Origin of the sequence: Pseudomonas sp. HOU2, from assembly GCF_040729435.1 — a bacterium.
Lineage (GTDB): Bacteria > Pseudomonadota > Gammaproteobacteria > Pseudomonadales > Pseudomonadaceae > Aquipseudomonas.
In genome coordinates, this window is sequence record NZ_CP160398.1 from 3,239,789 (window position 1) to 3,258,275 (window position 18,487).

General features: G+C 62.6%; 14 protein-coding genes. 2 read left to right on the forward strand and 12 right to left on the reverse strand.

The annotated features are described in order from the left end of the window. Window positions 1–168: 168 nt before the first annotated feature. From ABV589_RS14635 to ABV589_RS14650, 4 genes are read right to left on the reverse strand one after another with little or no spacing between them, the layout of a single operon-like run. Window positions 169–2,070, reverse strand: coding sequence for a heavy metal translocating P-type ATPase (locus ABV589_RS14635; protein WP_367082165.1), 1,902 nt, complete (start codon window positions 2,068–2,070; stop codon window positions 169–171). Further along, window positions 2,067–3,128 carry a protease modulator HflK gene (locus tag ABV589_RS14640; protein WP_367082167.1) on the reverse strand — a complete coding sequence of 354 codons (1,062 nt, stop codon included), beginning with the start codon at window positions 3,126–3,128 and terminating at the stop codon, window positions 2,067–2,069. The genes ABV589_RS14635 and ABV589_RS14640 overlap by 4 nt, the downstream gene beginning before the upstream one ends. Continuing rightward, window positions 3,125–4,171 (reverse strand): protease modulator HflC, encoded by a 1,047-nt coding sequence (locus ABV589_RS14645; RefSeq protein ID WP_367082169.1) that lies wholly within the window; start codon window positions 4,169–4,171, stop codon window positions 3,125–3,127. The genes ABV589_RS14640 and ABV589_RS14645 overlap by 4 nt, the downstream gene beginning before the upstream one ends. Further along, window positions 4,168–6,129 carry a protease modulator HflK gene (locus ABV589_RS14650; protein WP_367082170.1) on the reverse strand — a complete coding sequence of 654 codons (1,962 nt, stop codon included), beginning with the start codon at window positions 6,127–6,129 and terminating at the stop codon, window positions 4,168–4,170. Before ABV589_RS14650 ends, ABV589_RS14645 begins: the two co-directional genes overlap by 4 nt. A gap of 210 nt (window positions 6,130–6,339) precedes the next feature. On the opposite strand from ABV589_RS14650, the gene lpdA reads away from it, so the two are divergent. Further along, window positions 6,340–7,740 carry a dihydrolipoyl dehydrogenase gene (gene lpdA, locus ABV589_RS14655; RefSeq protein ID WP_367082172.1) on the forward strand — a complete coding sequence of 467 codons (1,401 nt, stop codon included), beginning with the start codon at window positions 6,340–6,342 and terminating at the stop codon, window positions 7,738–7,740. Window positions 7,741–7,966: 226 nt separating this feature from the next. Here the strand turns inward: lpdA and ABV589_RS14660 are convergent, their stop codons facing one another. Further along, window positions 7,967–8,440, reverse strand: coding sequence for an Lrp/AsnC family transcriptional regulator (locus ABV589_RS14660; RefSeq protein WP_007960832.1), 474 nt, complete (start codon window positions 8,438–8,440; stop codon window positions 7,967–7,969). A 144-nt stretch (window positions 8,441–8,584) separates the two neighbouring features. Here ABV589_RS14660 and ABV589_RS14665 point away from each other — a divergent pair, with 144 nt between their 5' ends. After that, window positions 8,585–9,214: a LysE family translocator gene (locus tag ABV589_RS14665; protein WP_007960831.1), complete on the forward strand. Its 630-nt coding sequence runs from the start codon at window positions 8,585–8,587 to the stop codon at window positions 9,212–9,214. Here the strand turns inward: ABV589_RS14665 and ABV589_RS14670 are convergent. The 7 genes from ABV589_RS14670 to ABV589_RS14700 all read right to left on the reverse strand — a co-directional run bounded on the left by ABV589_RS14670 (window position 9,211) and on the right by ABV589_RS14700 (window position 18,444). Further along, complete coding sequence (locus ABV589_RS14670; protein WP_367082173.1) at window positions 9,211–11,343, reverse strand: hypothetical protein; 2,133 nt, start codon at window positions 11,341–11,343, stop codon at window positions 9,211–9,213. The genes ABV589_RS14665 and ABV589_RS14670 overlap by 4 nt on opposite strands. Beyond that, window positions 11,330–12,517: a DUF3142 domain-containing protein gene (locus ABV589_RS14675; protein ID WP_367082175.1), complete on the reverse strand. Its 1,188-nt coding sequence runs from the start codon at window positions 12,515–12,517 to the stop codon at window positions 11,330–11,332. Before ABV589_RS14675 ends, ABV589_RS14670 begins: the two co-directional genes overlap by 14 nt. 150 nt (window positions 12,518–12,667) lie before the next feature. After that, entirely contained in the window at window positions 12,668–13,495 is an 828-nt protein-coding gene (locus ABV589_RS14680; RefSeq protein ID WP_367082177.1) for a class I SAM-dependent methyltransferase, read from the reverse strand. Continuing rightward, a complete protein-coding gene (locus tag ABV589_RS14685) occupies window positions 13,489–14,643 on the reverse strand; it encodes an acyltransferase (protein WP_367082178.1) in 1,155 nt (384 codons plus the stop codon). The genes ABV589_RS14680 and ABV589_RS14685 overlap by 7 nt, the downstream gene beginning before the upstream one ends. Further along, window positions 14,640–15,524, reverse strand: a complete 885-nt coding sequence (locus ABV589_RS14690) for a class I SAM-dependent methyltransferase (protein ID WP_367082179.1) — start codon at window positions 15,522–15,524, stop codon at window positions 14,640–14,642. Before ABV589_RS14690 ends, ABV589_RS14685 begins: the two co-directional genes overlap by 4 nt. Then, window positions 15,521–16,825 carry a glycosyltransferase gene (locus ABV589_RS14695; protein ID WP_007960812.1) on the reverse strand — a complete coding sequence of 435 codons (1,305 nt, stop codon included), beginning with the start codon at window positions 16,823–16,825 and terminating at the stop codon, window positions 15,521–15,523. The genes ABV589_RS14690 and ABV589_RS14695 overlap by 4 nt, the downstream gene beginning before the upstream one ends. Then, window positions 16,819–18,444, reverse strand: a complete 1,626-nt coding sequence (locus ABV589_RS14700) for a glycosyltransferase (protein ID WP_367082181.1) — start codon at window positions 18,442–18,444, stop codon at window positions 16,819–16,821. Before ABV589_RS14700 ends, ABV589_RS14695 begins: the two co-directional genes overlap by 7 nt. Between the last annotated feature and the right edge of the window lie 43 nt (window positions 18,445–18,487).

An 18,487-nucleotide genomic window follows, 5' to 3' on the forward strand; every position in this document is an offset into this window, starting at 1 on the left:
TTTCAGACGTCAGATCTGAGGGTAGACCATCCTTGAAAAATAGCAGGCTATCGATTTGATAGTCCGCCCCTATAAGCCGCGATCGCCCAAGGGCGCCAGTGCGCCCCGGGCAAGAGCACCTACACAGATGACTGCTTTGCGCCTCGACAGTTCGCAAAATTGCGTGAGCTAGTCCTGAAGCTTCAACAACGGTTCCTGAAACCGCAGCAAGCGCCCGGCGTTGCCCAACACCAGTAATGTACTGAGGTTGTGCAGCAACGCTGCAATCATCGCCCCGGCAGCACCAAGCCAGCCGAAGGCGGCGAAGACGACAATCGCCAGCGTCCAGCCCAGACCGATGATCACGTTGACCTGCAAGGTCTTGCGGCACTGGCGGCTCAGGCGCACACAGGTGCCGAGGCGGCGCAGGTCACTGCCGATCAGGACGATATCCGCCGAAGCCAGGGCAATGTCGGCACCGCCTGCGCCCATCGCCACACCCACCACACCGGCCTTGAGCGCCAGCGAATCATTGATGCCGTCACCCACCACCATTGGCCGGAAACCGTTGTCGATTTCCTTGAGCACGCGGTTGAGCTTGTCCTCGGGCAGCGCTTGCGCTTCCACCTCTTGCAGGCCGACCTCGCAGGCCAGGGTCTGCGCAACACTCTGGCGGTCGCCGGTCAGCAGCAGCTGGCGACCCAGCCCCAGTTCGCGCAATTCAGCGAGGGCAAAGCGCGCTTCCGGTTTGACGCTGTCGGCCAGCAACAGCCAGGCGACAAACTCGCCGTTTAACGCCAGCCCGGCAATCGGCCCGTCGTGCTCGGGAACGTTGGTGGTGACGATGCCCAGTTGCGCGAACAGTTCGGGACGCCCCAGCGCCGCCTCACCCTGCGCGGTCATGGCCACGACACCCAGACCCTGGCGCTCGTGAATGTCCGTCAGCGGCAGGCTCTGCTCTTGACTGACTAACCCCGCCAACGCCCGGCTGACAGGATGACTGCTGGCCGCGCCGAGACTGGCGGCCAGAGCCATCACCGAGGCCTGATCCAGACGCGGGCTGCTGACCGATTGCAAACGCAAGGTCCCGTACGTCAGCGTGCCAGTCTTGTCGACCACCAGCGAGGTGAGATCGGCCAGCTCTTCAAGAAACGCCGAACTGCGGATCAGAATGCCGTGGCGCGCCGCGACCGCCACTCCGGCAATTGCCGTGGCCGGTGCCGACAGCACCAAGGCGCAAGGACATGCGGCTACCAGCACCGCGAGCATCGCCTGCGCATCATGGGTGACAAACCAGGTCACCGCCGCCAGCAACAACACCAGCACCATGTAGCTGCCGGCATAACGTTCAAGCAAACGGGTGATGGGTGGCTTCGAGCGTTCGGCGTTCTGCATCAGTGCGATGACCTTACCCAGCGTCGATTGATCGCCGGTGCGGGTCACCTCAATACGCAGCAAGCCGTCGAGGTTGATCGCGCCGCCGAATACCGTCATGCCCACCGCCGTTTCCACCGGCACCGACTCGCCGGTGATCGATGCCGTATCGAGGCTGGCCTGGCCGAACAACACCCGGCCATCCGCTGGCACCCGATCACCGGCGCGCACCTCTACCGTGTCGCCGGGTTTGAGCGTGCCGTTATCGACTTCGATGATCGAACCGTCCGCCTGAATCTTGCGCGCGTGGCTGCGGGTCAACTGGCCGAGGGCGTGGATCGCTTCCTGCGAACCGATCACGCTGCGCTCTTCCAGCACGTGGCCGAAAATCATGATGATCGGCAGCAGCGCGGCCGTCAGCAGATCCCCGGTCGCCCAGGCACCGAGCATCGCCAGCGCAATCAGTTGATCGGTGATGCCGTGCAGGCTCGGATAACGCAGGCTGTACCACGCCGAACGCATCACCGGCACCGCCACCAATAAAGAGGCGAAACCCAACAGCAACTGACTGACACCGGTTTGCTCCGGTACCAGCCAGCGCCAGATCAGGCCAAGGCCGAGCAAGCCGAGGGCAAGCATCGCCAGGGTCAATTGCCGTGCAGCGCGGCGTTGTTCGGCCGAGGACAGCAGGCTCGGTGCGGCAGTGGTCGCAGTCATTTACTGGCTCCCTGAATGATCAGGCGGGAATCGTCTTTCGGATCGACCGTGGTCACTGACCCGGCCTGGCCGAGGATCTTCGGCATGCGTTCGCGGTACAGACGCAGGAGCATCTGCGGGTCGGTGCCCTGTTGCTGCGCCTTGGCCAGGCTCATTACCGTGGCGGTGTCGGCAGAGGCTTTGGCCAAGCGTTCGCCTGCCTGTGCGTGGGCCACTTGCAGCGTGCGGTCGGCTTGCTCGTTCGCGGTCTGGGTGAGTTTTTCCGCCTCGGTGCGTGCATTGGCGACGGCTTTGTCGGCTTGCTGACTGGCGGTCAATACCGCATTGAAGGCGCTGACCGCAGGGTCCGGCAGACTCGACTGCACGTCGACCCGCGCCACCTCGATGCCGATGCCCTGCCCACCCGCCTTCAGTTCCGCCAGGCGTTTGTTGATGCCTTGCACCAGATCACCACGCAGGCGTTCGCGGCGCTCGGCTGCCTGATTGTCGGCGCCGATCAACTCGGGCCGCGCGACCAGAATAGTGTCCAGATCCCGGGCAGCAGTCAAAGCCACGGCGCTGCGGGTGACCAGCCGATCCAGTGCCGGCAGCACATGATCACCCTGCAGGACGAAGTCATAGGGATCGGTGACTTTGTAAAACACCCGCACATCCAGTTGCACCACGCCGGCGTCGCCGGTCAGCAAATAGCCGGAACCGGCCAACGCATCGCTCAGCGGAGTGGCGAAGGTTGCCACACGATCAGCCTTGATCGCCTCACTGCTGCGCAGCAGGTTTTCCACTCGACGCTCAATCACCCGATCCGCTGCCGGCAGCAAAACCACCTGCTCGAACGGCTGCGGCCAGGCCAACAACAGCCCGGCATTCTGGATGCGTTGCAGTGCGCCAAAGTGCAGAACCACGGCGCGATTTTGTGGATCGATCTGCCGCACATTGGAAAACGCCCACGCCAACGCGGCCAACACCGTGACCGCGTACAAGGCAAAAAACGCCAGGCGTCCGGCTTGAATCCACGGACTGCTCAGCGAATGTGTTCCACGTGGAACTTCATCACTCATGGCTGCGATCCAGATTTGTTTTCGACATTCGGCGGGCCGTCCACCAGTACCCGAAACGGCGCAGCGTCGGTGCGCAGAATCAGCTTGGTATCCGGCGTAACGATAGTGCCCAAGGTGTCCAGCGAGCGCAGCAGGTTGTACAACTGCGGCGACCCAGCGTAGGCACGCCCATAAATTTGCGCCGCTTCGACTCGGGATTGCGCTTCGATTTCTGCTGCTTTAACTGTCGCGTCCGCCTGAACAATTCGTGCATCGCGCTCGGCAGCAGAACGAATTTGCGCAGCTTCCCGCTTGCCGATGGCGGTGCGTTCGGTGGCGATTGTTTCACGCTCGGCGCGCATCCGGTCGACCGTGGCCGTGAGCGTCACCGAAGGCAAGGTCAGACGCTCGACACCCACCTGCACCACGCGCACACCGTAAGTGGCAAGCAGTTGCTGATCGATCTGCTGATGCAGTTGCGCTTCGAAATCGGCGATACGCACTTTGCTGGCATCGGTATTTACCAGATCCGCCAAATCAAAACTGCTGGCGGTGGTTTCCAGCGCGGAGCCGACAAAGGTGCGAATCTGCCGCGCCGCTTCGTCCGGCTGATTCTGCACCGCACGCATGAAACGTTGCACGTTGTCCGGGTCGCCCTGCACCTGCCACGCCACGTAGGCCTGAACGATGATGCGCAAACCGTCGCGAGTGCCGACATCCTGCAAACCGCTGGAAGTAGTGCGCAGGCGCAAATCCACCGGGATCGCCGCTTCGAAGGGCGCCGGCCAGCGCCAGCTCAAACCCGGCTCAAGCAACACTCGAGACGGATTACCGAAACGGGTGATGACCGTGGCCTCGCCCGAGCGCACTTGCACCAGGCTTGCTGCCGCGATGGCGAACGCCACCAGCAACAGCGCCCAGCCCATCCGCCGCCACGGGAATGGCCCCGCCTCTTCCGGCGCACCGTGGTGATGGTGATGATGCCCATGATGGTGGTGATGCCCGGCATGGCCATGATCATGGCCACTGTGGTCATGGGAATCGTGAATGTGCGACTGATTCAAGGGGCAACTCCTGGTTGAGCGGTGGTGCGCGCAGGCGTCGGATCAGCCGGCAGCGTGAACGTACGCAGGTCGATGGTCGGCGCATTGCTGCTGCCGCCTAAACGGTGGTCGAGTACCAACAATTTGGCCTTGCTCAGACCCAGGCTGAGCTGACTCAGATATTGCTCGAGCACGAATGCCTGGCCAGCGCTGGCATAAGCTTTCTGCTCAGCGCTGAACTTCAGGTCTGCCGCCTGCGCCGTCGCATTGATTTCACGGGCGCTGGCACTGGCCTGATCGCGGGCGAGACTGGCCTGCAACTGCGCCTGATTACTGGCTTCTGCCGCAGCGCCGCGCTCACGGGAGATCAACGCCTGCGCGCCGATCTGTGCTGCTTGCACGCTGTGGTAAGCATTGGCAGCACCGGCGGGCGGATGAATCGCTTCGACCACCGTGGCGAGAATCTCCACACCGCTGTTGAGCTTCTGCAGATCGCCTTGCACCGCACGACCGATTTCTTCGCCCAGCCCTACCCGGTCAGCACCGAGCAAACCGTCGAGGGTGCGCGAGGCAAAATCGTGCACCAGAATCCGACTCGCTGTGCTGCGGATCAGCGTCGGCACATCAGCGTTGTTGTAGGTCGCCGCCAAGGCGTCCTGATCCCGCAGGCCGATGCGATAGACGAAGCGCACGTCCATGTTGACGATCTGAAAGCTCTGCTGATCGCCACGACTGCTGGCGATCACCTGGGATTTGTCGTTGACGTGGCTGGCATCCCACAAGCGGTTGGCGCTCATTGGCGCCGCGCCTTCGGCGGGCTCGGCCTGGGTCGGCGCAGGCGCATCACCGACGCTGGTTGCCAATTCATGCACCACGCCGTTCTCGACGATGAGCACCCGACCCAGCGGCCATGGCAAACCGGCGTGCAATCCGGGGCCGAACACTTGCACCGGTTTGCCGAAACGTTCGTAGATACCGCGCCCTTGCAACGGGATTTCGTGGATACCGGTCAGCAACCAACCGACGGCAGCCACCAGCGCCAGCACCGGCAGAAAGGCGCGACGCATGTAGCTGAACGCCCAGATCTGGCGCAGATCAATGCCGAAGCGATTGTGCAATTCATGCTGCAAGGCGAGCAGCGGTTGGGGCGGCCAACGCAGCATGTCGGCGACAAAACTGCGCGCCAGCAGGGTCGGTTCGAGCTGCTCGCGCCGGGGGCTGAAAACCGACAGAACTGCGCGCAATAGCAACTCGATCGCGACCAATCCCGGCAAGATTCCGATCAGCACCGCAAGGCGCACTGGCCACACGGAAGCCTCGCTGGCAAATAACAGGCATAACGCGCCCACTACCAGACTGATGATCGCAACGCGCGACAGTTGCGCAAGCGATCCGGCTTCCGGCCATTGCGCCGGATTCTCCTGAGCCAATTGCCGCTCCAGCACCAGCAAGCCAAAACCCAACAGCAACATCAGTGCGGCGCCCACCGTGGCCGACAGCCCCACCGCAGCGGGCGGTAACGCCAGATTCCAGACCTGTTCGATGCCGATCATCACCAGCACCGACCACCCGCCCAGCCACAGCGTGGCCGCGCCGATCTGCCCCAGCAAATGCAAACTGCGCTGACTCAGACGCTCCAGCAGCCGCTCGTACCAGCCGTCAGCTGGCGTTGGCTCGACTTCGCTCAACGGCTCGTGGGCGAGCGGATGCATGACTCGCGCACGCCATTGCGTCACCCACCATGCCGACTGCAGGCCGGCGACCAGCACCAGCAACGCCGCACCCAGATTCACCAGCAGCGCCGGCCAGATCGATTGCGCGGCAAACAACCCGACAAACATCGCCAGCACCCACCCTGCCCCGGCCAATGCGCCGAGACCAATGGCCAGGCGGCGCAATCGTCGCCCCTGCGCGGCCGCTTGTTGAAAGCGTGGCAACCCGGTCACTTGCGTGCCATCGACATCCAGATCGACTTGCATATCACCCCAACACCTTGGATTCATCGGCTTATTCGTTACGATATAACGAAAGCCGTGAAATATTCGTACACAAATTCGCTTATCTAAAGATGCGCCACCTGTCGCTTAGCTGAAGCCTTGACCGAAATGTCCGGAAACGCACATATTACGTTCGTAATTTTATTCGCCTACTATTTTCAGCGATCGGTATTCCCAACCTGGAGCAACAGCATGAGCAACTACGACGTGGTCATTCTGGGCGGCGGCCCCGGTGGTTATAACGCGGCGATCCGCGCCGGCCAGCTGGGCCTGAAAGCCGCGTGCGTGGAAGGACGCGCCACCCTCGGCGGCACCTGCCTTAACCTCGGTTGCATGCCGTCCAAGGCCTTGCTACATGCTTCGGAGCTGTACGACGCGGCAATGGGTGCGGAATTCGCCAACCTCGGCATCGAAGTCAAACCCACGCTCAACCTCGCGCAAATGATGAAACAGAAAGACGAAAGCGTGAACGGCCTGACCAAAGGCATCGAGTTTCTGTTTCGCAAGAACAAGGTCGACTGGATCAAGGGCTGGGGCCGCATCGATGGTCCGGGCAAAGTCATGGTGACCGACGAGCAAGGCAACAAGACCGAACTGAGCGCCAAGGACATCATCATCGCCACCGGCTCCGAACCCACGCCCCTGCCCGGCGTCGAGATCGACAACCAGCGCATTCTCGACTCCACCGGCGCGCTGTCGCTGAGTGAAGTGCCCAAGCATCTGGTGGTGATCGGCGCCGGGGTGATCGGCCTGGAGCTGGGCTCAGTCTGGCGCCGCCTCGGCGCCCAGGTGACCGTGGTCGAATACCTCGACCGCATCTGCCCGGGTGTTGATGGCGAGGCCGGTAAAACCTTGCAACGCTCGCTGAGCAAGCAAGGCATCAGCTTCAAGCTAAGTTCCAAAGTTACCAGCGCCACGAGTTCGGCCAATGGCGTGCAGCTCAGCGTCGAACCCGCCGCCGGTGGCAACGCTGAATTGCTCGAAGCCGACTACGTGCTGGTCGCCATCGGCCGGCGTCCGTACACCAAAGGCCTGGGCCTGGAGAATGTCGGCCTGAGCACCGACAAGCGCGGCATGCTTGCCAACCGCCAGCACCGCACCGAGGCGCCGGGCGTGTGGGTGATCGGTGACGTAACCTCCGGCCCGATGCTCGCGCACAAGGCCGAAGACGAAGCGATGGCCTGTGTTGAACAGATTGTCGGCAAGGCCGGCGAGGTCAACTACGAGCTGATTCCCAACGTCATCTACACCCGGCCCGAGCTGGCCAGCGTCGGCAAGACCGAAGAGCAGCTCAAGGCCGAAGGCCGCGCCTACAAGGTCGGCAAATTCCCCTTCACCGCCAACAGCCGGGCGAAGATCAACCATGAAACCGAAGGCTTTGCCAAAGTCCTTGCCGATGAACGCACGGATGAAGTGCTCGGCGTGCACCTGGTCGGTCCGAGTGTCAGCGAAATGATCGGTGAATACTGCGTGGCCATGGAGTTCAGCGCCTCAGCCGAAGACATTGCGCTGACCTGCCATCCGCACCCGACCCGCTCCGAGGCGCTGCGTCAGGCGGCCATGAATGTCGAGGGGATGGCAACGCAGATGTAGATGTAGATGTAGATGTAGATGTAGATGTAGATGTAGATGTAGATGTAGATGGTCACCCAAACCCTGTGGGAGCTGGCTTGCCAGCGATGGCGTCAGTCCTGTAACCGTTGCGGTCGCTGACACATCGCTATCGCTGGCAAGCCAGCTCCCACAGTTGACCGTGTTTCTGCTGGAGGACTGCGCTCAAATGTGGGAGTGAGCCTGCTCGCGATCAAGACGACTCGGTCTACAGCGGCAAATGCCCCAACGGCAACGCCCCCGGCGTCTTCACCGTGTGAATCGCAAAGTTGCTGCGAATGTCGCTCACGCCCGGCAGCTTCAGCAGGCAGCCGCTGAGAAAGCGGTCATACGCGCGCAAATCCGGCACCACTACCTGCAACAGAAAGTCCGACTCCCCCGACACCAGGAAGGCCGAGATCACCTCCGGCAGCGCCGTGACCGCTGCGTAAAAGGCTTCGGCCTGCTCATCGTTGTGGCGCTCGACCTTGACCCCGACAAACACCGTCAGCCCCAACCCTACCTCATCGCGATCCAGGTTGGCCTGGTAACCGCGAATCACCCCGGCCTCCTCCAGCATCCGAACCCGGCGCAGGCACGGTGACGCCGACAGGCCGATCTCGTCCGCCAACTCGACGTTGCTCAAGCGTCCGTTGCGCTGCAGGGCGGCGAGAATTTTGCGATCAAAGGCGTCGAGTTTCATGGTTGGCAGATCCTGATGGTCAAGGCGCAAAAAGAAAGCAGGTTATGCCAATCACAATGCTTTTTGAAGCTGGCTTCGCAAGCACCTGTCCTGACCTTGCGTCATAGACTTGGCTCACCGAATCGATAACGAAAGGGCGGCGACATGGCAAATATCGGGTTGTTTTTTCTGGCACTGGCGGTGGTCTTCCTGTTGCCCGGGCCGGACATGATCCTGCTGCTGCAAACCGGTGCCCGTCAGGGTCGTGGCGCGGCACTGGCGACTGCCGTGGGTCTGGCGATTGCCCGGGGCTGTCATGTGGCGTTGGCGGCGTTGGGTCTGGCCGCGCTGTTCAAGGCAGCGCCGTGGACGTTTGATCTGGTGCGTCTGGCGGGCGCGGCGTACTTGCTGTGGATCGGCGTTCAATGCCTGCGCAGCACGTTGTTGCCGAACCTCACTGCAACTGCCGTGACGGACACCCAGGGACAATGGCGCGAGGCGATTCGCCGTGGCTTGCTGACCAATCTGCTCAACCCCAAGGCGCTGCTGTTCTGCTCGGTGCTGTTGCCGCAATTCATCGTCAATGACGGCGCAGCGGTGCTGACCCAATTTGCCACCCTCGGCGCGTTGCTGGTGGGCATCGGGCTGCTGTTCGACAGTGCCTATGCCCTGACCGGCGCGGCGCTGGGCCGCTGGCTGCAACACAGCCCAACCGCCCAGCGCGTTCAGCAGTGGCTGTTTGGCAGCCTGCTGATCGGCTTCGCCGTGCGCCTGACGTTTATTCAGCAGGCTTAGGGTTTGCGGGCCTTGCGCCGACGACTGAACAACACCAGCACGCCAGCGCTGATCAACAGCAGGACACCGACCACCGGCCATTTGTACGGACGCAACGAATTGCGCACCGCGTCGGTCACCTGGGTCACGTAACGCTTGTCGGCATTTTCGAAATCCGGGTACGGGCACTGATTGCCGAAGTCCACCGCCCACGGCACGTACGGGCCTTCATTGACGTAGCGTCGATACAGCGCGCTCTGCTCTTGCAGGCTGCTGTTGAAACCGGCGGCGTTACACAACACCGCAGCAAACGCCTGGCTGGTGTGCGGTAGATTATCAGCGGCCCGACTGGCCAGCGCGGTCGCGACAAAACGGTAGTGATAGCGCTCGTCCGGCTGCGCTTCACTGGCTTTCTGGCGCTTCACTTCGTCCTCGGCCACCAGCGGCCCGACTTTCAGCTCGGTGTTTTCCAGGCTGTAGTTGCCGCCAAACGTGGCGTAGTCCGGCGCCATCTCGTAGCCGAGAATATCCATGCCCCACTCGCGTGCGGTCCACGCCGCGTTGTACAAGGCACTGGCGCGTCTGGTCGGCCACCACGCAGCGTCGGCCTTCATGCGTTGCTCGCCATAGAGCCGGGCCTTGTGCTGCAGATCGGGATTGTCGAAATAGCCGACCGCTTCCTCGTAATGCCCCTCGCGCAGCAAGCGTCGTCCCAGCAGATTGCGCAGGCTGGCAGCGACCGGTAGCGGCACGTAGTTGTCGCGTTGCTGCTGAGTCAGCGCCGGTGGCGCCGGCACGTTGTCATCGACATAGCGCTTGAGTTCATCGACCGTCAGCACGCGCTCGGCCACCGTCGCTGCGTCGAACCAATAGATGCTGTTGCTGCGATACAACTGGACGAACGCTTGCAGGTATTCACCGCGTTGCAGCGCGAGAATCGCGCTCTCACCCTCGACCCGGCATTTCGGCTGAACGGTTTCAAAGTCCCAGTCCGGAGTACGCCGGTAGCCCCAATCTTCGCTCTGCGGGAAGGCCTGCGCGGCTTTGGCATAGGCGGCGGCCGCAGCATTTTTATCGCCGTCACGCACTGCCAGTTTCGCCCGCAGCCACCACGCCAGTCCGCCATCACCGGCGTTTTCAAGAAAGGCCTTGGCGCTGGCGTAATCACCCTGTTGATAGTTCATCGCCGCCAGTCGATCGGCGTTTTCCAGGCTGCCACGGGTGCTGTTCTGCAGCAGCTTGATCAGTTTTTTCTCGTTCGGCGGTTGTTCGTCGAATGACCAGCCCATGCGGCTGATCAACGAAGCGGTAACCAGTTGCTGCACGGCTTTGCGCTCAAGCAGCTTGGCCAGTTGCGGCTCAGGCAGTTCGGCCAGCTCATTCATCAGTTGTTTCAGCGAGGTGTAACCCACGGCCGAGCCGTGCAGGTTCTGCGCTTCGTACAGTTCGATGGCGCCGTTCCAGTCACCGGCGGTACGCAGCACCCGTGCCTCTTCACCGAGGCTGGCCACCCCCAGCTCCAGCGGATCGCTCAAGCCATCGATGCTCATCTGTCGGGCCTGGCGGAAGGCTTCGCGCGCGTTCTCGAGCGTTTCGATGGCATCGCTTGCTTCGGCACTCATGGCAAACCAGGTGCGGCCCAGGGAATACGCCGCCCAGGTACTGCGCAGCGGACGCTGATCGGCCGGCAGCGCCAGCACTTTGTTGAAATATTCGATCGCCAGCGGATGATCGCCGGTGGCAAACGCCACCGCGCCGGCCACGTACAAGCGGATTTCCGCTGGCAGACTGGCGCCTTGCGCCTCGACCTGACGCGCATCGGTCAGACCGCGCAATTGCTTGACCAACGCCTGTTGCTCGGCGCTCAGACCGACCTGTTCAGCTTTCTCGCGAACCGCCGCAGGTTCGTTCTCGTCGCCGTACATGTCGTCGGGATTGTGCGTCGCAGCGGTGACGTTCTTCAGCCCGGCGATGGTTTTGCCCAGGCGGCTGATCTCGAAGTTGAAGTTGCCCTCCGGCAGCTCGGCCAGGCTTTGCCCGCGATTGTCGAGCAGGCGCATCGGGAAGTCCGGGCCGCAGGCCAGCGCCGAACCCAGCGGCAGGCTGAGACTCAGGCAGAGCAGATGGCGGGGCCAGTTACGGGTCAACATGCGAACCTCCTTGATCAATAGATGCACAGCGCGCCCAACCGATGGCGCGCTGGCCACCCGCCGGCAGACGACCGTCGCGCAGGCGGGTGAAGGTAAGCAGATCCGCGCTCTGTTGCAACGAGTAACCGGCGAGCGCATCGGCGCCTTCGCAAGCGCTGGCCTTGACGGTGATGCGCGTGGGCCAGGCACTGTCGAGGTTTCCGACATTGCGCAGGGCAATGTCTTGCAGGCCATCGTGGTCGCTGAACGTCAGGCCCAGCCGGCTGCTCAACGCATCGCCACGGGCCACGGCGCTCAACGTGGCCAGGCTCCAGGCCCGACGATCATTGGCCAGCGGCAGACGAAACCAGATCAACCCGGCCAGATGCGCCGGCGGGTCCTCGCGCAGCTCTTTTGCCAGTTGGCTCAGTTGCAACGGATCGGCGAGCAGTTCCCGGCGTTGCCCATCACGCTCGACCGGTACTTCGCTCTCCACTACCGGGGCACCGCCGGCATCTGGCAGCAACGCCACGCCATAGGCCGGCAGCGCCAGATAGAAGGGTTTGCTGCTGATTTTGCCCCAGGCGCTGGCCCAGCGCCGAGCCTGCTCGGGGTCGAACAAGCCGCGTCGCGGATCGCTGACGGCATGCACCTGCAGCACGCTGCTGTCGACTGTGGTCAACAATGCCGGCAGCTGTGAACTGCCGAGCCACGCCGGCAGCGCGGTGATGCTCAGCGGCAACGATGCGGGCAACGCGGAGCGCAGATGTGTCAGGAATTCGATGTATTCCGGCAGACGCGCATTACCCGCATCATGGTCGATCTCGACGCCACCCAGGGTCAGCCCCTGCGCCTGCCAGTCGGCGACAACCTGAAAAATCCGATCCGTGACCTGTGCCTGATCCAGCCCCTTGAGCTGACCATCGAGGCGAATCACCGCAATCAGTGGCCGGCCATCGTGCTGGAGCAACGGCGCATCGATACGCGCACGATGCCAGCCGTCATTGGGGAACGCCTGCAAGGCCAGCACACGCAAGGTCGAGAAGTCGTTACGGCTGTCTTTCAGCGCGAGTTCATGGGCGGACGTCCACTGGCGTTGCCAGACGTAGAGTTGCTGATCGAGGGCGGGGGCGTCATGCCGCTCGCAAGCAGCGAGCAGCAGCGCCGCGATCAAAATCGAAAAGCCGAACCGCATCAAATGCCTATTCCCTGCCGGTACAAAAATGCAGGGTACACAAATCCCTGTAGGAGTGAGCCTGCTCGCGATGACGGAGTGTCAGGCAACATCGATATCGGATGTTACTGCGCCATCGCGAGCAGTCTCACTCCTACAGGGGAAAGCGACTCAAGGCTTGCGGGCAATGATCACCTGACTCTTCGCCACCACCGCATCCAGCGCCTGCTTGATCTGCGCACCACGGGGCGAATCGAGCACCGCTTGCCAGGTGTTGGCCCAATGCTCGAGCAACGGGTGATCCGGGTTGCTGAAATCGACCTTGGCTTCCCAGAACAGCAGCATCCACATCGACCAGTAAAAACCGTACTGACTGTGGCTGATGATCTCCAGCCCGGCGTCGCTGACCATCGCCTTGAACTGCTCTTCGCTGATGATGCGAATGTGGTTGGGCTTCCGGAAATACTCCGGCGCCGCAATGTCCTTCTGCAAATCTTCAGAGCTTGGGTGCGGCACGCTCAACAGGTACAGCGCACCGGACTGGCCGACCCGCACCAGCTCGGCAAGAAACTGCGCCGGGTCGTCGACGTGTTCGATGACTTCGGTGGAGACCACCCGGGTGGCGGTGCCGTCGGCAATCGGCAACGGATTGCAGTCGGTGACGTGGCACTCGACGCTGCGCGCCGGGGTATCGCTCAGGCGCTGGCGAGTCGCCTCGACCTTGGCGCCATCGATGTCGGCAATGATGATCTTCGCCCCGCGCATGCCGCAGAAATGCACGTTGCCGCCGTCACCACAGCCGACATCGAGCAAGGTGTCATCGGCGGTCACCGGGAAGCCCTTGAACAGCTCGCCGGTCTCCTGATTGAACCAGCCGCTGAGCTTGGCATCGTAGAGGCCGAGCATGTACGGATCGACCTTGTCCGCCGCCGGGGCGACGGGTTGCGCGGGGGCCGGTGCAGGCGTCGCCGCCGTGAGTTTTTTCAAGAGGCTCAGCATGAGGTGGCTCCAGGGGTTGAAACGGCGGTTCGGGACGTATCGAGGCGCCGCACCAGAGCAGCACCGCGATTACGCATCGGCATTTCGATGACGCGGTAGTTCAGCTCGCTGAGCAGCACGATCAGGCCGCAGGCGATCAGCAAGGTGAAAATCGGGTGCCCGGCCGGGCTCGGCAGACCGGCAGCCTGCAAGCGGAAGATCAGCTCCCGCACCAGCAGGTAGGCCGGGATATGAATCAGGTAAATGCCGTAGGAGCGACTGCCGATCCACGCCATCAGCCGTTGCAGGTGGCCTGCCGGCAGCAGGTAATCGCGGTTGTACGAGGCGATCCACACCAGCAGCGCGCCGAGCACGGCAATCGAGCCGATGCGATAAGGCGCGAAAGTGAAACGGTCGGTGGCCATGAAACTCATCAGCAGTGCCACGCCGATCAGCACTGAAACCCCGGCCCACGGTCGCCGCAGAAACGTCGGCTGCCAGCGCTGCCAAGAAGGTTGCGCACTCCACAGCGCCAGCAGCACGCCGAGCGCCAGCGCATCAGTGCGCACCACCATCAGCAACGGCGTGCGCAGGGTGAACAGTTGCACCGCGACCAGCGCCAGCAAGGCCCAGACCAGATGCTTGCGGCACAGCACAATCAGCAGCGGAAACAGCAGGTAAAACTGCTCCTCCAGCGCCAGGCTCCAGTAGACGAAACTGCTGCCGTATTCGTAATGAAAGAAGCTGTCGGCAAAACGGAAGTTGGCGTACTGCAACACCCCCGCCAGGGTCGCCTGCAGGTTGGCATGCAAGCCGCCAAAGGCCCCGGAACGGTTGAGAAACACGCACGCGAGGAGAATCAGCGCCAGCCACAACCAGGCCGACGGCAACAGGCGAAACACCCGCCGCAGCCAGAAATTGCGCGTCTGCTGCCAGCACTCCTGACGCGTCGTGCTGCCTTGCAGCGCAGGAATCAGGCTGCGCGCGATGACGAAGCCGGAGATCGCGAAAAACAGATCGACGCCCCACCACGGTTGCGCCCAGCCGTGGATGTTTTCCAGCAGCGGTACCGTGTCGGTGAACAGACTGCCCTGCAAGTGATGGAACAACACGCCGAGGACGGCGACCGCGCGCAACACCTCGATGTCCATGATCCGCCTGGCACTCATGGCTGACTCCCGGCGCCGGTTTCGCCAGCCAGTGGTTTGCGGGCGATGATCACCTGACTTTTGGGCATGAAGCGGTCGAGCATCTGCTTGATTGCCAGGCCATCGGGCTGCGCCAGCAGGTCTTGCCAGGTACGCGCCCAGCTCTCCATCAGCGGCGGGTACGGCGCCTGAATCCGGTCGCGCACCGCGCCACCGAGGTCACGGCCGGCAGCGCGCTCGCTGGCCCAGAAGAAGATCATGCCCATCACCCAGAAGAACCCGCTGGCCTGTCGATGCTCGATCACCAGCCCGGCGTTCTCCACCAGTTCGGCAAAGCGCTGCTCGGTGAAAATCTGCACATGATTGGGCGTCTGGTAATAACTGGCCGGGGCGATGCCCTGTTGCAGGTGCTCACCCACCGGTGCCGGCACACTCAGCAGGTACTGCGCGCCCGGGCGGCCCATGCGCACCAGTTCGGCCATGAACGGTTCCGGCTGATCAATGTGTTCCAGCACTTCCATGCACACCACTTTGCTCGCGCAACCGGCGGCCAGCGGCAATGGCAGGCTGTTGCTGACCAGCCCCAGATTCGGCTTGGTGCTCTGCGCCTCAACCTGCCGCGCCAGATCGCGAACTTTGTCATGTTCGCTGTCGGTGAAGATTACCGAGGCGCCCTGTCGCACCGCGAACAGCGTCGCCACGCCCTCGCCACAACCGACGTCGAGCAAGGTGTCGTCAGCGGTGATCGCGAAGCCCTTGAGCAATTCACCACTGTCGGGCAAAAACCAGCCGTCGAGGATCGCGTCATGCAACCCCACATCCCGTGGCGAAACCTGGCCGGGCGGCTCAGGTGCAACAGGCAAGGGCGCGGGACGCAGGCGTGCAAGCAGACGCCGGATCATGCGCTCGCGGCTTCCACGGACAACGCTTTGATGGCTTGCGCACGCTGGGCAAAAAACGTCCGCAGACGCTCCTCAGCGCTCGCCTGACTGCAGAATTTCTGCAGGTTGTGCACGGCATGTTCGGACATCCGCGCGTAGCGCTCGACATCGTTTTTCGCCACCGCATAACTGTCGCGATACGCCGCGCACAGTGAGTCCCAATCGGTCATGTAGCGCAAGGTGCGATAGGCCGCCCGTGGGTCATGGGGCCAAGCCGTCAGCTCCTCGGTGGAAGCGACGATGAACGCGTTGTCGCTGTCGACGTAATCGGCCATCGCCGTGTTCAGCGGCGCAATTGCCGGTTTGCCACAGGACATGAACTCCATCAGCGGCAGGCACTGGCCTTCGCCATAGGAGCTGTTGACCACATAGCTGGTGGCCTGCACCAGTGCCTCGTAATCGGCGTCCGCCAGATACCCGTGAATCAGCACGATCCGGCACTGGTAGGACTGGTTCTTGTACAGGTGATGCAGCATGTCGCTCAGGGCATTGGCGATGTCATGGTGCGTGAGCTTGAGCACCAGGGTCGCATCGGCGACCTCACGGAACGTGGTGCAGAAGGCACTAAGCATGTCCTGCCAGTTCTTGCGCCCGTCATACGGGTTGAACACCGAGGTGTAGACCACGCCGTCCAGTTGCAACTGGCAGTCCTGCGGCGGCCCGGCAAACGACAGCGGCGTGCCTTCGCACAACCCGGGCGGACCGTAGGGGCGCAGATCCACCGTGCGGCTGTCGAGCAGCAGACCGCGCAGCTTCAACTGCACCGCTTCGACCACTGGCTGCTTGCGTAACTGCGCACCGCGGGCGGCGAAGCGATCCCACACCGGCGCGGGAATCGCGCAGATCGGATAGTCCGCGCCCATCACCTCACAGACCGCGTCCACCGTGAAACTCGAATGGGTAATCGCCATGCCGCAGGCGTTCAACACCACGCGCCAGTCGTGACGCGGTTCGCCGTGCCAGCTCTCGGTGGGGATGGTGCTGAACTCCCAGGCAAATACCGGGATGGTCGGGCAGGCGTAATGAATCGGCGTGCGATGCGGCGGCGAGAACGACAGAAACACGCATGCCTCGCCACGGCTCAGGCAATCGAAGTACAGGCGATCGACCAACTCGTCCGGGTTACTCACTTCAATCACTTGCCCGAGGCGCTCCAGCACCGGGCGGAATTCCTTGAGGACAAAGTAGTAGCTGTATTCGGGCCGGCCAAGGTTCTGCTGGATGTTGCTCTTGTTGGTTTCGGAATGAATGATGATCAGCATGATGCAGCCCCCGCCTCGGCGATCAGCTCTGGGCTTGCACTCGGCGTCAGTTGAAAAAACTGCGCCAGACGCTGCTGCACTGGAGCAAAACTGCAGTACTCGCGCATGCGTTCATTGGCCGCCAAGGCCATGGCCTGATAGGCCTGTGGATCGTTCTTGGCCATGGCGTAACTGTTTTCATAGGCGGTTTTCAACGAGCCCCAGTCCGGGCGATGGCGCAGGGTGCGGTAGAGGATCCGCACATCGTCCGGCCAGATGGTCGGCTCACGGCTGGACTTGACGATGAAACCGACACGCTCGTCGATGTAGTCATGCATCGCCGTATGGTCCGGCGCAATCACCGGACGCGCGCAGGACATGAACTCCATCAGCGGCAGGCACAGCCCTTCGCAGCGCGACGCGTTGACGTAGAAACTGGCCGCTCCGTAAAGCCTAGCGAACTCTTCGTCTTCCAGATAGCCGTGCATGACCACTACCCGGCATGAGAACGGCGACAGCTGCGACAACAAGGTGATCAGGTGCACGTAATAGGTCGCCAGATCGTTCTGCGTCATCTTCAGCACCAGCGTGGCATCTTCGACGTCGCGCATGGCCCAGCAGAAAGCCGTGATCAGGTGATGCCAGTTCTTGCGTCCGTCTTCGGGATTGAACACGCTCACGTACACCACGCCGCTGACCTCGGCCTGCAGCGTGGCGCTGGTGTCCGGCAAGCAGGCCTGTGGGTGCTCGGCCACCGTCGGTGCTTCGACAGTGACCGCTGGCGGCAACGGTTCAGGGGCTGGCGTACGCAACCGGAAGAGCTGGCGGCGCAGAGCGACCGGCAGCAAATCGCGAACGGCTTCGCGATACCACTGCAGCAGGTTGTGCTTGAGCAGAAACAGCGGTCGGTGTTCGTTGGAGGCCGCTGTCGCTCGCCAGCCTTCGCGCAAGTAATGCTTGGTGATGAATGCGCGCCGGCGCAGGGTCAGTTCCGGTGGTGGTGGGACAGGTTCGGACGGCGCAGCGACGTCGACCGGCTCGCTGGCCTCCACTGCCGGCTCGTTGGGCGTGGGTGCAATCAACCCATCGGCGGACAAGCCGAGGGCTCGGCTGTCGATGATGCAGCCCTTGATCTGCAAAACCGCCCCTGGGTTCACCGCAGCAGGCGGGAACCGCCGACGCACCCCGGCGAAGCCTTCCCACAAAGGCGTCGGCAACACCAGGACCGGGAAATCTTCGCCCATGGTCCGGCGAATGGCCTCTGCGGTGTGGCTGGACAAGGTGATCGCCCGACCGTGACGGGCCAGGATCCGGCTCCAGTCATGACGGGCATCTTCTTGATGAGGGTCGACCGGGATCGAGTCGTACTCCCACGCAATCACGCAGACCACCGGACATTGCAGGTCGGTCGGGGTTTTATGCGGCGGAGCGAACGAAAGGAAGAGACAATCCTGACCGGCCAGTTGCAACTGGCGGTACAGCGGGTCGACTTCCGCCGCCGACGACACCACGTGCACTTGCCCAAGGCTTTCCAGCACAGGACGGTAGGCCTTGAGCACGAAGTAATAGCTGTATTCCGGACGCCCCAGGCTCTGGCTGATGGAGCGGTCGTTGACGTCCGAGTAAAGAATGAAATTCATGGCATCCCACGGTGCAACCACCATCCCGGCGGTTTCACGCTAT

Excerpts from the sequence above, each read along its gene's own strand:
- ABV589_RS14665 (WP_007960831.1), top strand. The coding sequence starts at position 8,585 with ATGGCAAATATCGGGTTGTTTTTTCTGGCACTGGCGGTGGTCTTCCTG.
- ABV589_RS14695 (WP_007960812.1), bottom strand. The coding sequence starts at position 16,825 with ATGCTGATCATCATTCATTCCGAAACCAACAAGAGCAACATCCAGCAG.
- ABV589_RS14675 (WP_367082175.1), bottom strand. The coding sequence starts at position 12,517 with ATGCGGTTCGGCTTTTCGATTTTGATCGCGGCGCTGCTGCTCGCTGCT.
- ABV589_RS14690 (WP_367082179.1), bottom strand. The coding sequence starts at position 15,524 with ATGATCCGGCGTCTGCTTGCACGCCTGCGTCCCGCGCCCTTGCCTGTT.
- ABV589_RS14685 (WP_367082178.1), bottom strand. The coding sequence starts at position 14,643 with ATGAGTGCCAGGCGGATCATGGACATCGAGGTGTTGCGCGCGGTCGCC.
- ABV589_RS14700 (WP_367082181.1), bottom strand. The coding sequence starts at position 18,444 with ATGAATTTCATTCTTTACTCGGACGTCAACGACCGCTCCATCAGCCAG.
- ABV589_RS14660 (WP_007960832.1), bottom strand. The coding sequence starts at position 8,440 with ATGAAACTCGACGCCTTTGATCGCAAAATTCTCGCCGCCCTGCAGCGC.
- ABV589_RS14680 (WP_367082177.1), bottom strand. The coding sequence starts at position 13,495 with ATGCTGAGCCTCTTGAAAAAACTCACGGCGGCGACGCCTGCACCGGCC.
- ABV589_RS14670 (WP_367082173.1), bottom strand. The coding sequence starts at position 11,343 with ATGTTGACCCGTAACTGGCCCCGCCATCTGCTCTGCCTGAGTCTCAGC.
- ABV589_RS14650 (WP_367082170.1), bottom strand. The coding sequence starts at position 6,129 with ATGCAAGTCGATCTGGATGTCGATGGCACGCAAGTGACCGGGTTGCCA.
- lpdA (WP_367082172.1), top strand. The coding sequence starts at position 6,340 with ATGAGCAACTACGACGTGGTCATTCTGGGCGGCGGCCCCGGTGGTTAT.
- ABV589_RS14635 (WP_367082165.1), bottom strand. The coding sequence starts at position 2,070 with ATGACTGCGACCACTGCCGCACCGAGCCTGCTGTCCTCGGCCGAACAA.
- ABV589_RS14640 (WP_367082167.1), bottom strand. The coding sequence starts at position 3,128 with ATGAGTGATGAAGTTCCACGTGGAACACATTCGCTGAGCAGTCCGTGG.